We start from the raw sequence: 21,986 nt of genomic DNA, 5'->3' as shown, positions 1-21,986 counted from the left end.
GAGATTGAAACGTTATCAATCTCTTTTTTTTGTATAATAAAGATGTATCAATAAAAATGAAGTAATATATTTCATAGAGAATGGGGATGCGGATATATGAAAATTAAATGGATTGATTGGGTAAAACAAATACAATCTATAGCTCAAGCGGGTTTAACGTATTCTAAGGATGTGTATGATATTGAGCGTTTCCAGCAATTACGAGATATTTCTATTTCAATGATGTCACATTACACGAAAACAGATTGGGAAGTCGTAGAGAAATTATTTGCAAGTGAGACAGGCTATCAAACACCTAAAGTTGATATAAGAGCAGTTATTTTTCAAAATGAAAAGTTATTATTTGTGAAAGAAAAAAGCGATGGGAAATGGGCATTGCCAGGTGGATGGGCTGATGTCGGTTATACGCCAACCGAAGTTGCAGCAAAAGAGGTTTTTGAAGAGACTGGTTATGAGGTAGATCATTTTAAGTTACTAGCTATATTTGATAAAGAAAAACATCAACCATCTCCATCGGCAACGCATGTATATAAGATTTTCATTGGATGCGAGATTATTAGTGGAGAAAAGAAAACTAGCATTGAAACAGAAGAGGTGGAGTTTTTTGGTGAAAATGAATTGCCTAATTTATCATTTGCTAGAAATACAGAAGACCAAATTAAAGAGATGTTTGCCTACATGAAAGACCCGCAGAAAGAGAAATTAATAGATTAATCCTGCTTGAATTGTACATATTGTTAAAATGAAGATATTGGCAGATTGCAGCCTTTATGTAATAATGGGATGGTATGTGAAGAAAAAAGGAGATAAAAAAGAACATGTTAGCAAACATAATAGATCAGTTATTGCAATTTTTTGCAAGCTTAGGTTACTTTGGGGTAGCTCTTGCTTTAATGATTGAAGTAATCCCAAGTGAAATTGTACTTTCGTATGCTGGCTTTTTAGTAGCGAATGGTAAAATTAGTTTTGTTGGTGCAGTTATCGCCGGAACGATTGGTGGTACTTTAGCACAAATCTTTTTATACTGGCTTGGATACTACGGAGGGCGTCCGGTTGTAGAGAAATATGGGAAGTATCTACTTATTAATAAACATCATTTAGACATAGCGGAAGGTTGGTTTAAGCGTTATGGAGCAGGCGTAATATTTTCTGCGCGCTTTATCCCAGTAGTACGTCATGCGATCTCTATTCCAGCAGGACTAGCTAAGATGCCATTAAAACTATTTACACTTTATACGGTTGTAGCGATCATTCCGTGGTCAATTCTATTTATATACTTAGGTGAAAAACTAGGTGGGAATTGGCGACAAATTAAAGAGTATGCATCTGATTACACACATTACATAATTATAGGAGCTGTTCTTTTTATTGCTCTATACTTTGGTTTAAAGTATTTCAAAAAGAAAAAAGCAGCGCGTTAAAGTCAATGATTTTTCATTGGCTTTTTTTATTTGTTTCGGTTCGGTTCTAAAAAAAAAGAGTTGTCCATAATGTATAATAATAAAGCGTAGCGGAGGAATGTGATGAAAGGGTCACCGTTTATACGTGGAACGATATTTTTAACGATGGCAACGATGATATCAAAAATGTTAGGATTTATATATGTTATACCATTTACAGCAATGGTCGGTACGAGTGGATACGTTTTATATACGTATGCATATCGCCCTTATACAATTATGCTCAGCATTGCGACAATGGGATTACCACTTGCAGTTTCAAAAATGGTATCAAAATATGATCAACTGAATGATTATCATACGGTTAAGAGAGTGTTGAAAAGTGGAATCGTGTTTATGTTTATAATGGGAGTCATTTCGTGTTTTACGTTATATATGCTAGCTCCGCATTTAGCTAAGCTTGTCATCGATGGGAATGATCAAACGGGGAATAGTGTAGGAGCGGTTACTACTAATATTCGAATTGTAAGTTTTGCGTTAATACTTGTGCCAGTAATGAGTTTATTAAGGGGCTTCTTTCAAGGATTCCAATCGATGGGGCCTTCTGCATTAAGTGTAGTTGTAGAGCAATTTTTTCGGGTTTTAACCATTTTAATAGGAAGCTTTGTCGTTTTATATATTTTAAAAGCATCTGTCTCGCTAGCAGTTGGTATTTCAACATTTGGTGCCTTTATGGGAGCGGTAGGTGGATTAACTGTTTTAAGTGCGTATTATATGAGAAGGAGAAGGCACTTAAAGAAAAAAGAAATGGCAAGTATATCACAAACAACGAAATCTTTTTTCTCGCTTTATAAGGAGCTCTTTACATATTCTATTCCTTTTGTTGTGGTGGGCTTAGCAATTCCGTTGTATCAGACGATTGATACATTTACAATTAATAAACTACTTATACAAATAGGGTATATGCAAGGAGAAGCGGAAAAAATTAATGCGATAATTGGTCTTGTTCAAATGGTTGTGCTCATCCCGGTATCCGTTGCCACAGCTTTTAGTATGTCTCTCGTACCAGAGATGACGAAAGCTTACACAGCAGGAAATACGAAGCTATTGTACAAACATTTTACGAGAACAAATGTATTAGTAGTAGCGATTACGGTACCGGCGGCAATTGGAATGATGGTGTTAGCCAAACCTGTATATACTCTTTTATTCGGTGCTGGAAATGATCCAGAGGTGGGGAGAATCATTTTACAGTATTATGCTCCTGCTTGCATACTATTTTCTCTTTTTACAGTAACGGCTGCTATGCTACAAGGAATCAATCAACAGCAGAAGACGGTGCTAGGACTAGTGATTGGAATTATTATGAAGATAGTTCTAAATATTGTATTGCTTCCGTATTTCGATTATGTAAGTTTTATCATTTCAACATACGCGGGCTATACGATTTCAGTCGGGTTTAACTTGTGGATGCTTTCTAAATATGTTATAAAGGCAACATAAGCTTTTAAGGCAGAGAGCACTCTGTCTTTTTCTATGTTTATCCCGCTTTAACGGGCAGTGAGACCCTCACCTCAAAATGCAGCGAAAGAAAAGAAGTTTGGTTGGGGGCGGGCTGCCCGTAAAATCCCGATTTGTGAGGGCTAATAATCAGCGGGGGATAAAGCTACCTACTGATTAAAGTTTCACTTTATAATATTTTTCCTATAAAAACGTTTTCAAAATAATTTTTCTATTGAAATTTAAACGTATGTTTCATATGCTGAGAATGTCGGTTTAAAAACTGTGATTTAAGAGAGGTAGATTCCTACATGTAAAAAGAATCGGGGTGATAGTATGTTAAATATATATTTAACAGACCGAAACGGAAAACTACAAGAGATTGAGGAAATGCAAAAGGGATGCTGGATTAATGTACTTCATCCAACAGAAGAAGAAATTCAATATCTAGTACAAACTTTAAATGTAGACTTAGATTTCATTAAAGATCCTTTGGATGATGAAGAACGCTCTCGTATTGAAAAGGAAGACAATAATACTTTAATTATCGTGGATATTCCGACAGTTAGACATGACGAAGAAGGAAATTCGATTTATGACACGATTCCAATAGGTATGATTGTGATGCCGGATTGTTTTGTTACAATTTGCTTAGAAGAGAATCCAATTTTTGAACGTTTTATTAATCAACGTATTAAAGAATTTTATACGTTTAAGAAGACGCGCTTTGCACTTCAGCTCTTATATACGATTTCTACTTATTATTTAAGATACTTAAAGCAAATAAATCGAAAAACAATTGATTTAGAGCATCAATTAAATAAGTCGATGAAAAATAAAGAGATTTTCACATTGCTAGGCCTTGAGAAAAGTTTAGTATACTTTACGACGTCATTAAAGGCTAATAAAATTGTAATTCAAAAGTTAATGCGTAACAGTACATTTTTAAAAATGTATGAAGACGATCAAGATTTATTAGAAGATGTATTAATTGAAAATAAACAGGCTATTGAAATGGCGGAAATATATAGTCACATTTTAAGTGGAATGATGAATACTTTTAGCTCCGTTATATCAAATAATTTAAATAGTGTTATGAAACTGTTAACGTCAATTACAATCATTTTATCTTTACCGACGATGGTTTCTAGTTTCTTTGGAATGAACGTAAAGGTTCCATTTGAAGGTGAGGCTCAAGGTTTTGTAATTGTACTCATAATATGTGCAACATTATCTTGCGCTTTAGCATTTGTATTTTGGAAGAAACGTTACTTTTAACGATAGGAAAGCTGCTCTAGCATAGTTATACAACTGCGCTAGAGCAGCTTTTTTGCTATGAAATCTCAAATTTTGAATAGAATATAACTTGTACAATGTAATGTATATAAAGGGTATGTATTCCATATAAACCTTGTCCAATTAATGAAATGGGGTTAAAATTACATATTGTTAATGAAAAGTTGGAGGAAATACATCATGGAATTGTTTCAATTACCGAAAGCATTCCTGCAAATGAATACAATTTTTATCTCCATATTAATCGAGGCACTTCCTTTCGTGCTCATTGGTGTATTTATTTCAGGATTCATTCAAATGTTTGTTACAGAAGATATGGTAGCAAAATGGATGCCGAAAAACCGATTTCTGTCTGTTTTAATGGCTACTTTTTTAGGGATGATGTTTCCGGGCTGTGAATGTGGAATCGTTTCGATTGTAAGGCGATTAATCGGAAAAGGGGTTCCGCCATATGCTGGAATTGCATTTATGTTAACTGGGCCAATTATTAATCCAGTTGTTTTATTTGCAACATACGTTGCCTTTGGAAGTAGTATGCACATGGTATGGTATCGTTCTATTGTAGCGATTATTGTAGCCATTATCGTTGGAATTATATTATCATTTATGTTTAAAGAACATCAATTAAGAGATGATCACTTCCCAGAAGTGAATCATAAGCGTCCATTACGTAAAAAAATGTGGGATGTGTGTACGCATGCTGTTGAGGAATTTTTCTCGATGGGAAAATATTTAGTATTAGGTGCGTTAATTGCGGCTGCAGTTCAAACGTTTGTACAAACTTCAACACTTCTTGCTATAGGACAAGGGCCGTTCTCTTCACCAGCTGTTATGATGGGACTTGCTTACATTTTATCACTTTGTTCAGAAGCAGATGCATTTATTGCTTCGTCATTCCAAAGTACATTTTCAACAGCATCACTTGTCGCGTTCCTTGTTTACGGACCAATGGTGGATATTAAAAATATGTTTATGATGCTTGCGACATTTAAAACAAAATTTGTAATTGTCGTTACAGTTACAGTTACACTTGTTGTTTATGCAAGCTCACTACTCATTTATGCGATAGGGTGGTAGGTTATGTTTCGAGCGTATATATTATTAGGTTTTACAATATTAATTGCGCAGCTTCATATTTCAGGCAATATTACGAAGTATATCAATATGAAGTATGCCTATTTATCAACAACAGCAGCTATTATTTTAGGATTCTTAACGATTGTTCAAATTATTATCGTTTTCCAAAAAGAACATCAAAAAGAGAAGGAACAGCACAATTGTGGTTGCGATCATAGCCATTGCGGACATGATCATTCAAAAGATGAGAATACGTGGTGGAAAAAAGCATTTTCGTACACATTGTTTTGTTTTCCGATAGTCACAGGATTGTTTTTCCCGATTGCAACATTAGATTCCGACATTGTTAAGGCGAAGGGATTTCATTTTCCAGTAGCACAAGCAGAAAGTAAAGATCCATTTATGACAAGGCAATTTCTAAGACCTGATACGAGCATTTATTACGGGAAAGAAGGATACCGAGGTGTAATGGAAAAAGGTAAAAAAGAATTTGTTACGAAAGATAGTATTAATTTAAAAGACGAAGATTTTCTAAAAGGGATGGAGACAATTTATAATTATCCTGGTGAGTTTACTGGGAAAAAATTATCCTATAAAGGGTTTGTTTTCAGAGATGATTCATCTAAAAAAGAACAATACTTCTTATTCCGTTTCGGTATTATACATTGCGTAGCAGATTCTGGTGTGTATGGTATGTTAGTGAAAAAACCAGAAGGTGTAGAGTGGAATAATGATGACTGGATTCAAGTAGAAGGAGAGATAACTACTGAGTTTTATCAGCCGTTTCATGCAAATATTCCTGTATTAGAAGTAACAAAATGGAATAAAGTTGAACAGCCGAAAGAACAATATGTATTTAGAGGAGCCGATTGATAAAATCGGTTCTTTTTTGTGGACTAAAAGTTCTGAATGTTGTTAATATTAAATGTGTAGTTCATTTAGTATAGTGACTATTAAAATGTTAGGGATAAATCATTAAAGGGGTGATAACAATGACGGAAGTAAAAGGAAAAACTGCCAATGAGTCAAGAGTGTTCAAAACGAGCCGAGTATTTCCAACAGATTTAAATGATCATAACACGCTATTTGGTGGGAAGATATTAGCGGAGATGGATATGGTTGCTTCTATTTCAGCATCCAGACATTCGAGAAAGGAATGTGTCACAGCATCTATGGACTGGGTTGATTTCTTACATCCTGTTCGTTCTTCAGATTGTGTTAGTTATGAATCTTTCGTAATTTGGACGGGGAGAACTTCGATGGAAGTGTTTGTGAAGGTAGTGGCTGAAGATTTAATCTCAGGTGAGAAGCGTATAGCGGCAACGTCATTTGTTGCTTTTGTTGCACTTAGTAAGGAAAATAATCCAGTTCCTGTACCGCGTGTTATCCCTGAAACAGAAGAAGAGAAAGAATTACATCGTATTGCTGTATTACGTGCAGAACAGCGTCATATACGTAAGGAAGAGAGTAAGAAAGTAGCTACATTGTTAACTTTTTGAGATGAATATTTAGCCATTTAAGTTACTATAGCAGGCGGAAATGATTTTAAAATGAAAAGCGGACACCTAAAAAATAGGTGTCCGCTTTTATAATTTTTTCATCCACATATCATATGACAGTAGCTACTTAGCAGAAGCAAGCAGCACCGACGATGATTAAGAGGATAAATAATACGACTAATAGCGCAAATCCATTACCATGTGCGAAGCCCATTGTTATTTCCTCCTTTTATTTTAAGATACAACATACAATATGCAAATGAGCTATTGTTTGATATGGACATATATCATGTAATGACATATTTTCTTGAATGATAATGTAATAAAAAAGGGAAGATATAGAAATAACAGTAAGTGGAGAAAGGAATTTATCGATGAAGTACTTTTTCGCTATAATCCTTTGTTTAATAGGTGTATTCATTTGGATGAATATCGATGTAGAAATGGGGAAGGAAATGGCTAGTGAATATGAATTAGGAAAAGTTCGATTAGGTGAATTTCAACTATATACGAACGGTGAAGAGTTATATAGGAAATTATTTGACGATATAAACGATGCAGAAAAGTATATATATATCCATTTTTATATTGTAGGAAAAGACGAAATAAGCCAAGAGTTTTTACAGTTATTAGAGAAAAAAGCATCTAGCGGAGTAGAAGTGAAATTGTCAGTCGATCGGGTAGGCGGATATAAGCTGAAGAAAAAGGTAATTAGCCGATTAAAAGAAAACGGTGTGAAGTTTACATTTAGTAAAAAACTGAAACTGAAAAATGTGTTCTATTCTTTGCATCAACGGAATCATAGACGTATTGTTACGATTGACGGAAAAGTATCATATATCGGCGGCTTTAACATTGGAAAGGAGTATCTTGGACAAAATCCGAAATTTGGTCCGTGGCGTGATTATCATGTACGAGTCAAGGGGAATGGTGCCACGGATATGGAAAGAAAATTTGCTGCTGATTGGAAAGAAGATACAGGAGAAAAAATGCCTATACATGAAAGTATACCTACATTAGGGAATGTGAAATATCAATATTTATTTTCAGATGGAAAAGGTTTATGGGAAAAATATGGAGCACTATTAAAGCAGGCTAAAAAATCTTTAATTATTGCTACGCCATATTTTGTACCAAGTAAAGAAATGATGAAAGAGTTAAAAGATGCATTAAACCGGGGTGTCAATGTGAAAATTCTCGTACCGTTTAAAAGTGATGCCATATTGTTAAAACAAGCTGCTTATCCGTATTTGAAAGAGATGAACCATGTTGGAGCTGAGATCTATCAATATCAGAATGGTTTTTTTCACGGGAAAGTAACAATCATTGATGGAGAAATTGTTGATATTGGGACAGCGAATTTTGATAATAGAAGTTTTTATTTAAATTGTGAGTCTAACTGTATCATATATGATAAAACAGCTGTTGATGAAGTATGGAGTCGATTACAGGTAGACTTTCATAAATCAAAAAGATTTTCAGAAGAAGACTTTGAGAAAATTAGTAAATGGGATTGGTTTTTAGCAAGAATAGCAAACGTTATAGCATCATATTTATAACATATAGACAATAGAGAAGGGAGGCACTTTCATGGACTGTATGAAAGAATTAATGAGATATAGTTATATGCTCATATATCAGGTTGGGGAGTATACAGTAGAGGTGAGAGACGAAGAATTAAAGGAGTTATTGCAGCAGCATTTACCATATATGTTACAAGCATATAATGAGCAAGTGAACTTTCAAGAAGGAGAGAATGTACAGCATATTACTTGTGAACCTCTTCCATTTCATTTGCATGAAATAGAAGAGGAAACGGAATATAAAGATACAGGAGATATCTATATTGCTACTGCATATATTTCGCATTTAAAACGATTAGCACTAAAGTTTGCTCAAGTTGCAGTGGAAGTTGCTAATCCGGAGTTTCGCTCATTTTTGGAAAATTGTTTCCTGAAAATGAACCGTTACGCTTATAGTGTGTGGCAATATGTTATGAAGAAGGAATATAAGATTACACATCTATATGAAAATGAAAAGTTTGCATGAGAAACTAAGGCGGAATGGTATGCGCCTTAGTTTTTTACGTCCATTGAGAGAAAATAACTAGTTTTATTGTGTATCGATTGGAAATGGAATATATAAATTAAAATCAAGTTTTGTTATCAGAAAATTTACAATAATTTACCGTATATTTACTGTTTTTCAATCTCTCCTTTAAAAATAGAGAGTAATATGGGATTGTACATATTCTATCACAAGGAGGAAACGCAAATGAACAAATGGGTTAAATCATTGACTGCTATGGCACTTGCAAGTTCTTTATTAATGGTAGGTTGTAGTAAAGGTGAGGATAAGAAGAAAGAAGAAGATACAACTACACAACAAGAGGACAAAAAGGATAAAGAAACAAGTGGAACTGAGAAGTCTACGGATTCTAAAGAAAAGAAATAAAGTAATAATAGAGCTTCCTCTTACATATGAGGAAGCTTTTTTGTTGTAATTTGATTGAGAGTATTGAAAAATAGAGAAAGAAGGAAAGAGGAGGGAAATAAATGAAAGTATGCATATTGGGAGCAACGGGACGAGTAGGTTCAAATATAATAAAATTAGCACTAAAGGATTCAGCTGAAGTGACAGCATTAGCACGTGATTTAAGTAGAATAGAAATACAACATGAAAGGTTGCGAGTGATAGAAGGTAATGTATTAAACGAAAATGATATAAAGAAAGCGATAGAAGGAAGTGATATAGTAATTAGTGCACTTGGAACGGATCAAAATGGAACATTAGCGAAGAGTATGCCACAAATTATAAAGGAAATGGAAGAAAAAGGGGTTCGTAAAATCATTACAATAGGAACAGCTGGTATTTTACAAGCAAGATCAAATCCCAATTTATATCGTTTTCAATCAACGGAATCCAAAAGGAAAACGACAACGGCAGCAGAAGATCATTTGGCTGCATATAAGGTACTAAGTAATAGTAATCATTTATGTTGGACAGTTGTTTGTCCGACACATTTAATAGACGGTGAGGCGATAAAGGTATATCGAACTGAAAAAGATATATTGCCAGAAGGTGGATCAAAAATTACAGTAGGTGATACAGCACACTTTGCATGGGACCTATGCAAGAAAAACATATATGAAAATAGTCGAGTAGGTATTGCATATTAAAAAACCATCCCGAAGTCGGGATGGTTAAAAGATGATATAACATACGAAGATGATAATCATAATGATTTGGAGAATTGCTTTCGCTACTGTACTGCTTAAAAAACCAACTACAGTAGCGACTCCAACTAGAAAGGCATCTTTTGGTGCTTTTTTATGCACTAGTTCTGTTATAAATACTGATAAGAACGGTATGATAATAAGTCCGAATGGGGGGGAGAAGAACGATCCGACAATGATAGAAATCATTCCGACACGTTCGCCCCATTTAGAACTACCGTATTTTTTTAAAAAATATCCATTTGCAATAAAGTCAGCAACGAAAATGAAAAGAGTAAAAATGATTTGAATAATCCAAAAAGAAGTTGTTAATTCTCCTCCATTTATACCGAAATGGTAAATCAAATATCCAGCCCAGACAGCTAGTATGCCAGGGATAATTGGATAAATAAAGGCGAGAAATGAAACAACGAAACAGGCAATGATACAAATTGTTAATAAAACAGTCACTTTATAGCTCCTTTTTAATATCTAGTTTATGTACAGCAACTTTTTTGACTTGATGTCCATCAAGTTCTAATACTTTAAATTGAAAACCAGCATATTCAATGGAATAGCCAGCTTCAATATTTAAGTCAATTGCTTGAGAGAGAAGCCATCCTCCGATTGTATCTAAATCACTATCATCAATATGTAGGCCAAAGATGTCATTTACTTCAGAAATAAGCACCTTTCCATCTAAAACAGTAAGCTTAGGCGTACGTTTTTCAATCATAGGTGATTCATCCGCATCGAATTCATCTTGAATTTCTCCAATGATTTCTTCAAGAATATCTTCCATCGTTAAAAGCCCGGCAGTTCCACCATATTCATCCATAACGATTGCCATCTGAACACGATTTTTTTGAAGATGTACTAACGTTTTACGAATTGGAACTGTTTCAAATACAGTTAGAACAGGATGTATATAAGATTCAAGTGGTTTATAAATACCTTTTGTTTGATCATGGAATACTTCTTTCGTATTGATCATCCCGATAATATCATCTTTATCTTTTTCAATGATTGGATAGCGTGTATATTTTTCAGTAGCGACGATATCCATATTTTCTTCTAACGTATTTTCAGTAGATAGGCAAATCATTTCGGTACGAGGAACCATAATTTCTTTCGCAACTCGATCATCAAATTCAAAAATGTTATTTACATATTTATATTCGGTTTGGTTTATTTCACCACTTTTAAAACTTTCACCTAATATGAGTCGCAATTCCTCTTCAGAATGAGCCAGTTCATTTTCTTTCGCAGGTTCTAATCCGAGTAGTTTTGTGAAAAATATAGCTGTACTATTGAGCAGCCAAATGAATGGATACATAATTTTATCAAATAAAATAAGCGGTCTTGCAAATTTAAGTGTGATTGCTTCTGCTTTTTGAATTGCGAAAGACTTTGGAACTAACTCACCTAATACAACGTGGAAAAATGTAATAACGCTAAAAGCGATAATAAAAGATAAAGTGTTAGCCATTGTTCCAGTAATATTAATTTTTTCAAAGAGCGGTCGTAGCAAATGTTCTACAGTCGGTTCACCAAGCCAACCAAGCCCTAAAGAAGTGATTGTAATCCCGAGCTGACAAGCTGATAAATAAACATCTAAATTTGATATGACACTTCTTGCAGCTAAAGCTTGTTTATTACCTTCATTTGCAAGTTGGTCAATTCGACTTTTTCGTACTTTTACAACAGCGAATTCTGATGCAACGAAAAAGCCAGAAATAAGAATAAGTACAAAGATGAGAAAAATATTTAATATGTCCAAGTGTATTCTCCATTCCAAGGTTTGGAATAAAGATGTCACCTCCTGCAATTATGTTATACTTTTATAATAAATCCAAATGAAAAGAATAGTCAAAGGAAAAGGGTAAATATTGGTATGTTTCTGTAATAGTTTTTGAATTTGCTGTTATTTTGTCCGCTATACAAAAGGAATAACCCTCTACTTTTAGATTATAGAGGGTTATTTCAAATTAAGGTTTTGGAACACTTCTCGTTAAAGTGTATGACTGTTGCTTGGAGTAATTTGTGGTCCATAGTGTTTGAAGGAAAGAAAGCATGCTATAAGGGATATAGAGTAGTAATAAGCCGATTGTAACAATTATGGGGGAATTTCCGCCAAATTGAACGATAAATTGTAACAGTCCATTTGCATGAAAAACGCATTCCATAAAAACGAATGAAAGAATAATGGAACCTAAAATTGATTTATGATTCGAAGTAAGCGCCAAAAACAATGTATCCACAAGAAAAGAATCATGTTTTATTTCATATTCATTTTTGTTTTTCAAGAAAGGAATCCATTTTTGTACTGCTTGCATAACGATAATCATGGAAGTACTACATACGATAATAAAAGATGAGTAGTAAGGAAGGTTTATAAATTGTGCAACGTATAGAAGTAGTAATAAGACTGAACATTGTAATACTACAGTGCAAAAAGAGTAAGGTATCCAATTTAATACAGTAGTAAACTTTTTAAACGAGTTAGGTAATTTGAAAAATAAATGGCCGATACCCAAACTTATGAAAAATCCGATCGCAAGGGTAAAAGTAAAACGAACAATCGATATAAAATATATTTCCCATATGTAAGGGAATAATGGTGTTGAATGATTAGAAGTATGTATCATTTGGTTTGCTGAGAAAAAGATAGATTCATGCATCCAATCAATCTTTGGAATTGATATAGAAGAAAGCTGTGCGAAGTTTTGAAAAATGCTAATAAATCCATTTTGATAAGAGTAATTGTGTGTAGTAAAAAGAGCTGGAATAGGACTTATGGCAAAAATAACAATAACACCAATTATAAATTTACATATATGTGAGTGTAATAAGGACATATAACCACCTGCTCTTGGAATATTCAGAAAATTCTTATTCTTATTTTAGCTTTTTTTGAAAGAAGTTACAATATATTTTTCATTCAGCAATTCAGAGAGAAGATTTGATAGCAAAAATATGCAAGTGAAGGATTGATGAATAAATTATGACAAGAAAATGAATAATTTTCAGAAAAATAAAATAAATTATTTATTTTTTTCTGAAAATATAATATAGTTATGGCACAGAAAGTATTTTAACATAAGGAGGCTTTTTATGAGGATTAAAGGGAATTACGTGCCGAAAAGGGAAGTTTTACTGTGCTCAAGTTCAATTACGATAGGGGAAGCGTTAGAGCATTTAAATAAAACAGGGTATCGTTGTGTACCAGTTTTAGATGAAAAAAAAGAGAAATTTTTAGGGAATATATATAAAGTAGATATTTTAGAATATAAAGGATCACTTGATGAGAGTGTAATACAATTATTAAACGATAAAGAAGGATTTGTGAGAGAAGATTCATCTTTCTTTAAAGTATTTTTTACAATAAAAAAATTGCCTTATTTATCAGTAGTTGACGAAAAAGGGGTTTTCCTTGGAATTTTAACGCATAAAAAAGTTTTTGAGTTATTAGAGGATGCATGGGGCGTTCACTCTAGTAGATACTCTGTCATGATTGGGACGCAAGACTATAATGGAGCAATCCAAAAGTTATCGACAGTTTTAAAGAAATACACTGGTATTCAAAGTTTGATGACTTTTGATAATGATGCCTTATTAGTTCGTAGAATTATGTTTACATTAGGAGAAGAGTTTAACGACGGTGAATTAGAGACATTATTGAAAGATTTAGAAGATCACGGATTTAGAGTTGTGTATGTGGAAGAGATGAAAAATCCACGTGAAGTTGAAACGATAGAGTAACATACAAAAGCCATCTAAATTTGAAGTGCACCCCAATTGTTAGACACAGTCTAACAATTGGAGGTGCACTTCATTATGGATGGCTTTTGTTATGTTACGTGTGTAAAGTTATTTGAAAATAACGATAGGATAATAGGTGAGATTGTAACAATATTTGTGTAAGAGAATAAAAATGTAGATAATTTTGATTTTCAAAAAAATCAATTTGAAAATATGTTTTTATTTTGCAACTAAATATGTTACTATATGTGTGATAAAAACAAAGAGGTCTGACAACTATACTCCACGTAATAACACTCTAATGATTTAAAAATTCAAAAAAATCAAAATTCAAAACGACAATTGTAATAATGATTAGAGTAAAAATAAGGGGAATGGAGAAATTATGGAGAAAGACACTGCTTTGTAAGGGGCATATTTTATCATCTTGAGCAGAGAGGAGGATGCATAGCATATTGTAAAATATAGAGATAAACAATGAAAAAGTGCTATGCAAATAAAGAGCATGAAGGGACGTTTAAGGCCAGGTGATACGGTAGCAATTGGTTTAATGCTATTTGCATTATTTTTAGGAGCAGGAAATTTAATTTTTCCGCCAGTTTTAGGTCAACAAGCAGGAGAGAATGTTTGGATTGCTACAATAGGATTCCTTGTAACGGGAGTCGGATTACCCCTACTAGCTGTAACAGCTGTCGCGTTTGTAGAGGGGGACTTGAAAGCGCTATCTTCTAGAGTCCACCCTATATTTGCGTTTATTTTCCCATTGATTAGTTATTTAGCAATTGGACCATTTTTCGCGATTCCTCGTACTGGAGCTGTTTCGTTTGAAATGGGTATGAAGCCGTTTTTATCAGAGGCAATGGTTTCAGAGTGGTACATGCTATTTCTTTTCACGATAGTTTTCTTCGGAATAACGTGGTATTTATCATTAAATCCATCTAAATTAGTGGATTGGTTTGGAAAGTTTCTTACACCATTATTAGTATTAATTGTCGCTGTTATTGTCGGAAAGGCAATCATTGATCCAATTGGAGAGCCAGCTACGCCGTTAGCTGCTTACAAAGAAAATGCTTTCTTTGGTGGATTTATTCAAGGATATTTAACGATGGATGCAATTAGCGCGCTCGTATTCGGAATTGTCGTCGTCCAAGTTATCCGCTCTAAAGGGATAAAAGAGAGTAGTCAAATTGCAAAAATAACAGTAGTATCAGGTATTATCGCTGTACTTGGTTTAACGTTAATTTATTTATCACTTGCTTATCTTGGTTCAACAAGCACATCACTTGGTATCTCAGAAAACGGTGGTCTTATTTTAACGAATGTTGTAAATGAGCTATATGGGACGAGTGGTAAAATTTTATTAGGGCTTGTTATTATACTCGCTTGTTTAACAACTTCTGTTGGGTTAACATCTGCGTGTGCGGGTTTCTTTACAAACTTATTCCCAAAACTTTCGCATAAAACGATTGTAACAATGGTATGTGTATTTAGTTTAATTGTATCTAACCTAGGTTTAACACAATTAATCGCAGTAACATTACCTGTGTTAATGATTATTTATCCAGTTGCAATTGTATTAATCGTACTTTCGTATTTCCATAAGTGGATTGGGAAGCGTAATACAATTTATATTGGAGCTATTTTAGGTGCATTGTTAATTAGTTTCTTTAACGGTTTAGAAAGTGCGAAAATTAAAATTGACGCGATTTCTAATGTACTACAAATGTTACCGTTATATAACGAAGGAATCGGATGGTTAATTCCATCATGTATTGGCGGGATTCTCGGTTTCTTCTTCTATAAATCAAATGAATCAAGTGAATTACAAAAGAAAGGTGCTTAGGCACCTTTCTTTTTTTAAAGGGGATTTTTGTATTTTGTCTAAGTAATAATTGGGGGGAATGATAAATGGCTAATTTTGAAGATTTTTTAAATTTGGATTTGAGAATTAGAACTGTAATACATGCAGAGGAATTTAAAGAAGCGAGAGTACCAGCGATTAAACTAGCAATAGATTTTGGAGAAATCGGGATAAAGCAGTCAAGTGCTCAAATTACGAAAAGGTATAGTCCAGAAGAGTTAATCGGTCAACAAATCGTTGCTGTTGTAAACTTTCCACCAAAGCGTGTAGCTGGATTCAAATCAGAAGTGCTTGTGCTTGGCGGCGTTCCTGAAGCTGATGATGTAGTGTTGCTTCAGCCTAATATGGAATTGCCAAATGGAACAAAAATTAGCTAGGGTGAAGGTAGGGGCTAATATGGATATCGGACGAGAATATTTACAATGTGCGATTTCGAACTTTAAAGCAATAAAGAAACAAGGAGAACGGGCACTTTCTCAATTATCATATGAACAAATACAATGGTCTTCTCATGAAGAAACAAATAGTATAGCGATTATTATTAAGCATCTGCACGGTAATATGCGTTCTAGATGGACGGATTTTTTTACGTCTGATGGTGAAAAAACAGATCGTAATCGAGATGGTGAATTTGAGGGATGCTATCATTCAAAAGAAGAAGCCATTATAGCTTGGCAAGAAGGATGGAAATATGTTTTTAATACGATAAATACTTTAACGCCGGAACACTTATTGAAGACGGTATACATTCGCGGTGAAGAACATACTGTCATGCAAGCAATTGAAAGGCAAATTTCTCATTATGCATTGCATATTGGTCAGATTATTTACATTGGGAAGATGTTAAAAGAAAATGAGTGGGAATGTTTAAGTATTCCGAGAGATCAGTCTGCGCATTATGTGGAGAAAAAACGTTCAACATAATAATAAGAAAGAAACCGATAAAAAATGGGGAAAAAGAAAGTCAGCCAAATAATAGATGGTTCTGTAATCATAAGAATACTGCCAAAAATAAGTCCATATACAATAAGAAAGAAATTGAAAAGTGTATTCAAAGGGAGAAATCGTGAGATGAACACTTGCTGTCCTTTATAACAATCACTGTGAAATAAATAAAAGCGGAAGTACCATGTGGCTGTAATAAGATCTTTCTTTCTCACAATTCTTTTTTTGCATGTATGACAGATAAATGGTGGTTGCATTTCATTACGCTCCATTTTTTATTTTCATAATAATGTGAGACAAAAGTAGGTACAAAGTGTATGTTCCTATATACGCTCCTGCAATAAGGAAAAATGGATTCAGTAAAATTCCATGAATGCTCGTCATGAAAACTAAATCTTGTATTAAAACATCGTATATATTAATGGAAATAATTATACCGAGTACATAAAGTGCCAAGTACGCAGAAATATGTAGCACAATAGAGATTTTTGGATGCTTAGCGGACAAATAAAAAATGAATGATAGAGCGATTGGTAATATTCCTATTAATAGCTTCAATTCATTTCACCTCATTAACAATATAGCCGAAATTTTAACGGTCTATTCTCTAGGGCTTGTACATAACTTGAAATAGAGAGGTGATAGTATGAATCGGGGCTTTTTTTTTATGAAGTTTACAAGTATGCGTAAGTTAGTTTTATTTGTTATTACTACAGTGCTAGCGACTTTTTTTCTTATTAGTCTGATGGTAACCTCTATGAAAGAGACGAAGTCAACGTATTTATATAATTGGTTAAATGAGTTATCGATGAATGGTTACATGTATGTACTTGGAAAAGAGAATCATTATTTTACACAGGAGTATCGAAATTTGAATCAAGATTTTTCAATTTCTTCTTTTCTCTTTTCTATGGCTACAAATATTCGCTTTAATGATATACGCAGTTTTGTCGGGAAAGAGCTCCCCGGTTTCGGTAAGTACGATACTGAAATTGTTATTGCGGGTGAGGGTACAAATTATTCTAACTTACCGATAGAGTCGAGTGTTCCTCTTGAAGAAGTAGTGAAGGAACGGACTAGTGGAACTGGACAAGCACCTAAACAAGATACGAATAAAGAGAAAAAACAGCCGTCCCAAACGACTGGAAAGAGACAAGTTGCGTTTATTTATCATACACATAGCTGGGAATCTTATTTACCTTTACTTAACTTAACGAATGACCCGAATCCGAATAAAGCAACGAGTTCTGTATCGAATATTTCTATGTTAGGAGACCGTTTCCGTGAACAACTAGAAGGTGAAGGGATTGGAGCTACTAACGATAAGAGTGATGTTGGTCAAAAGTTAATAAGTAAAGGTTTAAATAGTAATAGTTCGTATAAAATGTCACGAGAAATTGTGCAACAAGCTATGGCTGGAAATAAAGATCTTCAATACTTTTTTGATTTGCATCGTGATAGTGCCCGAAAGAATGTAACGACAAAAACAATTGGAGATAAATCATATGCAAAGCTTGCATTTGTAGTAGGGAAAGGAAATAAAAACTATGAAAAAAACTTACAATTAGCGACAGCTTTACATGAGGCGATTAATAAGAAATATCCAGGAGTGAGTCGTGGGGTCATTCAAAAAGGGTTCCAGACAGGAAATGGAATCTATAATCAAGACCTATCAGGACAAGCGATATTAATAGAAGTTGGCGGTGTAGATAATACGGAGGAAGAATTGAATCGATCAATTGATGCACTTGCTAAAGCATTTGGTGAATATTTTTGGCAGGCAGAAAAAGTGAATGGATAAAGTGAAACGTGAATTAGCCAGGACATCTATCGATAATTATTAGCTCACTTCAATTTTGGAAAAACGTAAGTGTAATGCTTGCGTTTTTTCTTTGTAATGGTGAGACGTCACAGAATAGACATAATTTGTCGGTGTTATAGTAATATCGAAATTTGTCAATTTATAGTAGGAGATTTACAAAGGGATTTTCGAGAAAGTAGAGAAAATCTTTTTATAAGGAAAACTTTTTATTATGAAACTGGTAGGGTGATTGAAGTGATTAGGGAGATCGAAATAGAAGATGCAGCATCATTTTTACAATTAAGTAAGCAATTAGATGAAGAAACGAAGTTTATGTTATATGAACCAGGAGAAAGAAAAACTACAGCTGAGCAACAAGAAAAAATAATCCATCGCTTTATAGAAAATGAATATGCAACAATATTTGTAGCAGTTGAAGATGAGAGGATAGTAGGTTTTATATTAGTGAATGGAAATAACATTCAAAGAAAGAGACATGTGGCAACCATTGTAATTGGTATTTTGCAAGAGTATAACGGGCGAGGTATTGGGACGAGATTGTTTAAAGAGGTTGAGAAGTGGGCAAAATTACATGATGTATGGCGTTTAGAATTAACAGTAATGGCCCACAATACAAGAGCTCAGACACTATATAAAAAAGCTGGATTTGAGAAAGAAGGTGTCAAAAAAGCTGCTCTTATTATCGATGGAAAGGAAATCGATGAGTATGAAATGGCCAAATTATTAAAATAAGAGGTCGTTATATGAAAAAAAGATGGGCACTACTCGGTATCGTAGCTGCAATAATTATTGTTGGAGTAGCAGGAATCAATTATAAAATGTATAAGGATAAGCAAGCGCGGGAAGTAAGTGTAAATAGCATATTTCCGAAAGCGAAAGAAACGATTGCTAATATGGATGGGGATATTGCGGTAATTAATAATCCGAATTCAATGCTTGTACTTGTGAATAAAAGTAGGCGTTTACCAGATGGTTATAGACCGCCAGATTTAGTTATTCCGAAAGTGCGCTACTCTAGTGAAGGTGATCAAGAAAAGAAAAAGATGAGAAAAGAGGCAGCGAGGGCGCTTGAGGAAATGTTCCAGCAAGCTAACAACGAGCGTATTTTTCTTTTTGCAGTTTCTGGATTTAGATCCTTTGATCGACAAAAAGCATTAAATACGATGTATAAAAAACAAGATGGGGAAGCAAAAACAGCAATGTCTAGCGCGGTTCCTGGCACAAGTGAGCATCAAACTGGATTAGCTATGGATATTACGTCTCAATCTGCTAAATTTCAGTTAGAGACGGTTTTTGGGGAAACGAAAGAAGGTCAGTGGCTTTCTGAAAATGCCCATAAATTTGGTTTTGTGATTCGATACACAAAAGCGAAAGAAACGATTACGGGCTATCGGTATGAACCATGGCACGTAAGGTATGTGGGAAATCCACAAGCTACATATTTGTATGATAATCAACTGACGCTTGAAGAAGTAACAGAGTAAATGATTGAGGGGAGAGACGTATAATGACGATGTTATATAAGAAAAAAGTACATGCATATATTACAAGAGAAAAAGAGGGGGTTATGCAATTACTTGTTTTTAAACATCGTGATATACATGAAGCTGGTATTCAAGTGCCAGGAGGAACGGTTGATGAAGGTGAAACGTTAGAAGCGGCTATATTGCGTGAAGTACAGGAAGAATCCGGATTGCGTCATTTATGCATAGAACGTTTTTTAGCAGATTACATCATACATATGAAAGAAAAACAGGAATATGAAAAACGCCACTTTTTCCATGTTACTTTACTAACAGATGTAAAGGATACTTGGGAACATATTGTAAGTGCTGGTGAGGAAGATAAAGGATTAGTATTTTGCTACGAATGGGTTGATATTGCAAAATGCCCTGAATTAGCTGGGAAACAAGGTGAGTTTTTACATTTATTAGATGAAATATACACACAGTAACGTTAGAGTCTGAAACGAAGGTTAATCCGTTTCAGACTTTTTTTATTTTTCGGGAAATTAAAGGTGTTTAAATAAGGAAATTGAATTTCTTTAAAGGGATATTAATTTAGGATGTGTTGAGGTGAAAAAGTAAGGGGTATACGCTAAAAAAGTTCATATAAGGGAGAATATAAATGGAAATTCAGTTTAATCCAATCTTAAAAAAGGAATTAACAATTCAAGATATTCAAAATGAAATGGAATCAGGAAAGTTAACTTCAAAAGAGCTAGTGATGTATTATCTTTATAGAATCGCAAAGTATGATCAAGACGGACCGAAAATCAATTCAATTTTAGAAATCAATCCAGATGCAATTTTTATTGCAGAAGCGTTAGATCATGAAAGAAAGACAAAGGGTGTAAGGGGTCCGCTACATGGTATACCTGTTTTGGTTAAGGATAATATTGAAACGAATGACTCCATGCATACAAGTGCAGGTACGATTGCTCTAGAACAAAATATAAGTAGTGAAGATGCATTTCTCGTTACTAAACTGCGAGAAGCAGGGGCCGTGATAATAGGAAAAACGAATATGACAGAATTAGCAAATGCAATGTCTTTTAAAATGTGGGCTGGATATAGTGCAAGAGGTGGTCAAACAATTAATCCATACGGAACGGGTAAGGATGGTATGTTTGTTGGGGGCTCAAGTACAGGCTCTGCGATAGCAGTTGCTGCTAACTTTACAGTAGTATCTGTTGGGACAGAAACCGATGCTTCTATTTTGAGCCCCGCTGTTCAAAACTCTGTAGTTGGCATTAAACCGACTGTCGGTCTAATTAGTCGTAGAGGAATTATTCCATTCACTTATTCGCAAGATACAGCTGGACCATTTGCTAGAACAGTAACCGATGCTTCTATTTTGCTAGGGAGTTTAATTGGGGTAGATGAGAAAGATGTTGCTACTCATAGAAGTGAAGGTAGGGCAGAGCATGATTATACAAAATATCTTGATGTTAATGGCTTAAATGGAGCGAAGATTGGTGTGTTTAACGCTGCACCAAAAGATTATTACGAAAATGGTGAGTATGATGAAAACTTGTTTAAGGAAACGATCCAAGTATTACGTAATGAAGGAGCGACAGTAGTAGAAAATATTGATATTCCTTCTTTTCATAGAAAATGGAGTTGGGGAGTTCCGCTTTATGAACTGAAGCATAGTTTAGATAACTATCTTTCTAAATTACCTTCTACTATTCCGATACATTCTATTTCGGAGTTAATGGAGTTTAATAAAAACATAGCAGAAAGAGCTTTAAAATATGGACAAACTAAGTTAGAGGGAAGAAAAGACTTTCCAAATACGTTACGAAATCCAGAATATTTAAATGCGAGATTAGAAGATATATATTTTTCTCAAGAACAAGGCATTGATTTTGCATTGGAAAAATATAATCTTGATGCAATACTGTTTCCTTCCTATATAGGTTCTACTATATGTGCGAAAGCGGGTTATCCGTCTATAGCAATACCAGCTGGGTATATGGAAAGCGGGAGACCTTTTGGAATTACGATTGCAAGTACTGCCTTTAGTGAAGGGATATTAATTAAGCTAGCTTATGCTTTTGAACAAGCGACAAAGCATAGAAAAATCCCCAACTTATCATGAATAGAA

The 21,986-nt window shown here is 34.2% G+C and carries 26 protein-coding genes; 20 read left to right on the top strand and 6 right to left on the bottom strand.

All coding sequences use genetic code 11. The features are described 5' to 3' along the window. Positions 1-96: 96 nt before the first annotated feature. The 7 genes from F3I02_RS01765 (at position 97) to F3I02_RS01735 (ending at position 6,772) form a co-directional block, all read left to right on the top strand. On the top strand, positions 97-714 hold the full coding sequence (locus F3I02_RS01765; protein ID WP_196477500.1) for an NUDIX hydrolase N-terminal domain-containing protein: 618 nt from the start codon (positions 97-99) through the stop codon (positions 712-714). A 104-nt stretch (positions 715-818) separates the two neighbouring features. Continuing rightward, entirely contained in the window at positions 819-1,421 is a 603-nt protein-coding gene (gene uptA, locus F3I02_RS01760; protein WP_000880691.1) for an undecaprenyl phosphate transporter UptA, read from the top strand. A 102-nt stretch (positions 1,422-1,523) separates the two neighbouring features. After that, the gene (locus F3I02_RS01755) at positions 1,524-2,903 is read left to right on the top strand and encodes a putative polysaccharide biosynthesis protein (protein WP_000678843.1); all 1,380 of its coding nucleotides are present in this window, start codon (positions 1,524-1,526) and stop codon (positions 2,901-2,903) included. Between the two features lie 333 nt (positions 2,904-3,236). Continuing rightward, entirely contained in the window at positions 3,237-4,178 is a 942-nt protein-coding gene (locus F3I02_RS01750) for a magnesium transporter CorA family protein (protein WP_000932387.1), read from the top strand. Between the two features lie 198 nt (positions 4,179-4,376). Then, on the top strand, positions 4,377-5,273 hold the full coding sequence (locus F3I02_RS01745; RefSeq protein ID WP_196477499.1) for a permease: 897 nt from the start codon (positions 4,377-4,379) through the stop codon (positions 5,271-5,273). Positions 5,274-5,276: 3 nt separating this feature from the next. Next, positions 5,277-6,146 carry a TIGR03943 family putative permease subunit gene (locus F3I02_RS01740; protein ID WP_000488052.1) on the top strand — a complete coding sequence of 290 codons (870 nt, stop codon included), beginning with the start codon at positions 5,277-5,279 and terminating at the stop codon, positions 6,144-6,146. Between the two features lie 119 nt (positions 6,147-6,265). Further along, a complete protein-coding gene (locus tag F3I02_RS01735) occupies positions 6,266-6,772 on the top strand; it encodes an acyl-CoA thioesterase (protein ID WP_000141162.1) in 507 nt (168 codons plus the stop codon). 127 nt (positions 6,773-6,899) lie between these two features. Here F3I02_RS01735 and F3I02_RS01730 read toward each other — a convergent pair whose 3' ends face one another. Continuing rightward, entirely contained in the window at positions 6,900-6,986 is an 87-nt protein-coding gene (locus tag F3I02_RS01730; protein WP_000505094.1) for a YjcZ family sporulation protein, read from the bottom strand. Between the two features lie 160 nt (positions 6,987-7,146). Here F3I02_RS01730 and cls point away from each other — a divergent pair, with 160 nt between their 5' ends. The 4 genes from cls (at position 7,147) to F3I02_RS01710 (ending at position 9,951) form a co-directional block, all read left to right on the top strand. Beyond that, positions 7,147-8,331 (top strand): cardiolipin synthase, encoded by a 1,185-nt coding sequence (cls, locus tag F3I02_RS01725; RefSeq protein ID WP_003300934.1) that lies wholly within the window; start codon positions 7,147-7,149, stop codon positions 8,329-8,331. 31 nt (positions 8,332-8,362) lie between these two features. Beyond that, positions 8,363-8,821, top strand: a complete 459-nt coding sequence (locus F3I02_RS01720; protein ID WP_000340562.1) for a spore coat protein — start codon at positions 8,363-8,365, stop codon at positions 8,819-8,821. 225 nt (positions 8,822-9,046) lie between these two features. Further along, the gene (locus F3I02_RS01715) at positions 9,047-9,226 is read left to right on the top strand and encodes a hypothetical protein (protein WP_001045967.1); all 180 of its coding nucleotides are present in this window, start codon (positions 9,047-9,049) and stop codon (positions 9,224-9,226) included. 101 nt (positions 9,227-9,327) lie between these two features. Further along, positions 9,328-9,951, top strand: coding sequence for an NAD(P)-dependent oxidoreductase (locus F3I02_RS01710; protein ID WP_000861628.1), 624 nt, complete (start codon positions 9,328-9,330; stop codon positions 9,949-9,951). A gap of 24 nt (positions 9,952-9,975) precedes the next feature. On the opposite strand, the gene F3I02_RS01705 is transcribed toward F3I02_RS01710, so the two are convergent. The 3 genes from F3I02_RS01705 to F3I02_RS01695 all read right to left on the bottom strand — a co-directional run bounded on the left by F3I02_RS01705 (position 9,976) and on the right by F3I02_RS01695 (position 12,845). After that, the gene (locus tag F3I02_RS01705; RefSeq protein ID WP_196477498.1) at positions 9,976-10,458 is read right to left on the bottom strand and encodes a DUF456 domain-containing protein; all 483 of its coding nucleotides are present in this window, start codon (positions 10,456-10,458) and stop codon (positions 9,976-9,978) included. A gap of 1 nt (position 10,459) precedes the next feature. Further along, positions 10,460-11,767 (bottom strand): hemolysin family protein, encoded by a 1,308-nt coding sequence (locus tag F3I02_RS01700; protein ID WP_000353731.1) that lies wholly within the window; start codon positions 11,765-11,767, stop codon positions 10,460-10,462. Positions 11,768-11,975: 208 nt separating this feature from the next. Further along, positions 11,976-12,845, bottom strand: coding sequence for a hypothetical protein (locus F3I02_RS01695; protein ID WP_131251386.1), 870 nt, complete (start codon positions 12,843-12,845; stop codon positions 11,976-11,978). A 256-nt stretch (positions 12,846-13,101) separates the two neighbouring features. Here F3I02_RS01695 and cbpA point away from each other — a divergent pair, with 256 nt between their 5' ends. The 4 genes from cbpA to F3I02_RS01675 all read left to right on the top strand — a co-directional run bounded on the left by cbpA (position 13,102) and on the right by F3I02_RS01675 (position 16,534). Beyond that, positions 13,102-13,749: a cyclic di-AMP binding protein CbpA gene (gene cbpA / locus F3I02_RS01690; protein ID WP_196477497.1), complete on the top strand. Its 648-nt coding sequence runs from the start codon at positions 13,102-13,104 to the stop codon at positions 13,747-13,749. Between the two features lie 505 nt (positions 13,750-14,254). Beyond that, positions 14,255-15,592, top strand: coding sequence for a branched-chain amino acid transport system II carrier protein BrnQ4 (brnQ4, locus tag F3I02_RS01685; protein ID WP_000678504.1), 1,338 nt, complete (start codon positions 14,255-14,257; stop codon positions 15,590-15,592). Between the two features lie 65 nt (positions 15,593-15,657). Next, positions 15,658-15,987, top strand: a complete 330-nt coding sequence (gene csaA, locus F3I02_RS01680; protein WP_196477496.1) for a chaperone CsaA — start codon at positions 15,658-15,660, stop codon at positions 15,985-15,987. After that, on the top strand, positions 15,968-16,534 hold the full coding sequence (locus tag F3I02_RS01675) for a DUF1572 domain-containing protein (RefSeq protein ID WP_000435826.1): 567 nt from the start codon (positions 15,968-15,970) through the stop codon (positions 16,532-16,534). Before csaA ends, F3I02_RS01675 begins: the two co-directional genes overlap by 20 nt. Here the strand turns inward: F3I02_RS01675 and F3I02_RS01670 are convergent. Together F3I02_RS01670 and F3I02_RS01665 are read right to left on the bottom strand one after the other, a co-directional pair. Next, positions 16,507-16,812, bottom strand: a complete 306-nt coding sequence (locus F3I02_RS01670; RefSeq protein ID WP_002163956.1) for a hypothetical protein — start codon at positions 16,810-16,812, stop codon at positions 16,507-16,509. The two genes, F3I02_RS01675 and F3I02_RS01670, sit on opposite strands and share 28 nt — an antisense overlap. A 4-nt stretch (positions 16,813-16,816) precedes the next feature. After that, entirely contained in the window at positions 16,817-17,113 is a 297-nt protein-coding gene (locus tag F3I02_RS01665; protein WP_000770727.1) for a hypothetical protein, read from the bottom strand. Positions 17,114-17,201: 88 nt separating this feature from the next. Here F3I02_RS01665 and spoIIP point away from each other — a divergent pair, with 88 nt between their 5' ends. The 5 genes from spoIIP (at position 17,202) to F3I02_RS01640 (ending at position 21,980) form a co-directional block, all read left to right on the top strand. Beyond that, positions 17,202-18,356, top strand: a complete 1,155-nt coding sequence (spoIIP, locus tag F3I02_RS01660; RefSeq protein ID WP_001079281.1) for a stage II sporulation protein P — start codon at positions 17,202-17,204, stop codon at positions 18,354-18,356. Between the two features lie 255 nt (positions 18,357-18,611). Further along, positions 18,612-19,109, top strand: a complete 498-nt coding sequence (locus tag F3I02_RS01655) for a GNAT family N-acetyltransferase (RefSeq protein WP_000617569.1) — start codon at positions 18,612-18,614, stop codon at positions 19,107-19,109. A gap of 11 nt (positions 19,110-19,120) precedes the next feature. Continuing rightward, positions 19,121-19,861, top strand: a complete 741-nt coding sequence (locus F3I02_RS01650) for a M15 family metallopeptidase (protein WP_000747650.1) — start codon at positions 19,121-19,123, stop codon at positions 19,859-19,861. Between the two features lie 23 nt (positions 19,862-19,884). Continuing rightward, complete coding sequence (locus F3I02_RS01645) at positions 19,885-20,331, top strand: NUDIX hydrolase (protein WP_000178284.1); 447 nt, start codon at positions 19,885-19,887, stop codon at positions 20,329-20,331. A gap of 173 nt (positions 20,332-20,504) precedes the next feature. After that, positions 20,505-21,980 (top strand): amidase family protein, encoded by a 1,476-nt coding sequence (locus tag F3I02_RS01640; protein WP_131251388.1) that lies wholly within the window; start codon positions 20,505-20,507, stop codon positions 21,978-21,980. The last annotated feature ends 6 nt before the right edge of the window (positions 21,981-21,986 follow it).

It is taken from the genome of Bacillus sp. SRB3LM, from assembly GCF_015712745.1.
Taxonomy (GTDB): Bacteria; Bacillota; Bacilli; order Bacillales; family Bacillaceae_G; genus Bacillus_A; species Bacillus_A thuringiensis_K.
This window is presented reverse-complemented; position numbering and strand designations above follow the sequence as displayed.

Coding starts and splice junctions, on each gene's coding strand:
- F3I02_RS01765 (WP_196477500.1), top strand. CDS start 97: ATGAAAATTAAATGGATTGATTGGGTAAAACAAATACAATCTATAGCT.
- uptA (WP_000880691.1), top strand. CDS start 819: ATGTTAGCAAACATAATAGATCAGTTATTGCAATTTTTTGCAAGCTTA.
- F3I02_RS01755 (WP_000678843.1), top strand. CDS start 1,524: ATGAAAGGGTCACCGTTTATACGTGGAACGATATTTTTAACGATGGCA.
- F3I02_RS01750 (WP_000932387.1), top strand. CDS start 3,237: ATGTTAAATATATATTTAACAGACCGAAACGGAAAACTACAAGAGATT.
- F3I02_RS01745 (WP_196477499.1), top strand. CDS start 4,377: ATGGAATTGTTTCAATTACCGAAAGCATTCCTGCAAATGAATACAATT.
- F3I02_RS01740 (WP_000488052.1), top strand. CDS start 5,277: ATGTTTCGAGCGTATATATTATTAGGTTTTACAATATTAATTGCGCAG.
- F3I02_RS01735 (WP_000141162.1), top strand. CDS start 6,266: ATGACGGAAGTAAAAGGAAAAACTGCCAATGAGTCAAGAGTGTTCAAA.
- F3I02_RS01730 (WP_000505094.1), bottom strand. CDS start 6,986: ATGGGCTTCGCACATGGTAATGGATTTGCGCTATTAGTCGTATTATTT.
- cls (WP_003300934.1), top strand. CDS start 7,147: ATGAAGTACTTTTTCGCTATAATCCTTTGTTTAATAGGTGTATTCATT.
- F3I02_RS01720 (WP_000340562.1), top strand. CDS start 8,363: ATGGACTGTATGAAAGAATTAATGAGATATAGTTATATGCTCATATAT.
- F3I02_RS01715 (WP_001045967.1), top strand. CDS start 9,047: ATGAACAAATGGGTTAAATCATTGACTGCTATGGCACTTGCAAGTTCT.
- F3I02_RS01710 (WP_000861628.1), top strand. CDS start 9,328: ATGAAAGTATGCATATTGGGAGCAACGGGACGAGTAGGTTCAAATATA.
- F3I02_RS01695 (WP_131251386.1), bottom strand. CDS start 12,845: ATGTCCTTATTACACTCACATATATGTAAATTTATAATTGGTGTTATT.
- cbpA (WP_196477497.1), top strand. CDS start 13,102: ATGAGGATTAAAGGGAATTACGTGCCGAAAAGGGAAGTTTTACTGTGC.
- brnQ4 (WP_000678504.1), top strand. CDS start 14,255: ATGAAGGGACGTTTAAGGCCAGGTGATACGGTAGCAATTGGTTTAATG.
- csaA (WP_196477496.1), top strand. CDS start 15,658: ATGGCTAATTTTGAAGATTTTTTAAATTTGGATTTGAGAATTAGAACT.
- F3I02_RS01675 (WP_000435826.1), top strand. CDS start 15,968: ATGGAACAAAAATTAGCTAGGGTGAAGGTAGGGGCTAATATGGATATC.
- F3I02_RS01670 (WP_002163956.1), bottom strand. CDS start 16,812: ATGCAACCACCATTTATCTGTCATACATGCAAAAAAAGAATTGTGAGA.
- spoIIP (WP_001079281.1), top strand. CDS start 17,202: ATGAATCGGGGCTTTTTTTTTATGAAGTTTACAAGTATGCGTAAGTTA.
- F3I02_RS01650 (WP_000747650.1), top strand. CDS start 19,121: ATGAAAAAAAGATGGGCACTACTCGGTATCGTAGCTGCAATAATTATT.
- F3I02_RS01645 (WP_000178284.1), top strand. CDS start 19,885: ATGACGATGTTATATAAGAAAAAAGTACATGCATATATTACAAGAGAA.
- F3I02_RS01640 (WP_131251388.1), top strand. CDS start 20,505: ATGGAAATTCAGTTTAATCCAATCTTAAAAAAGGAATTAACAATTCAA.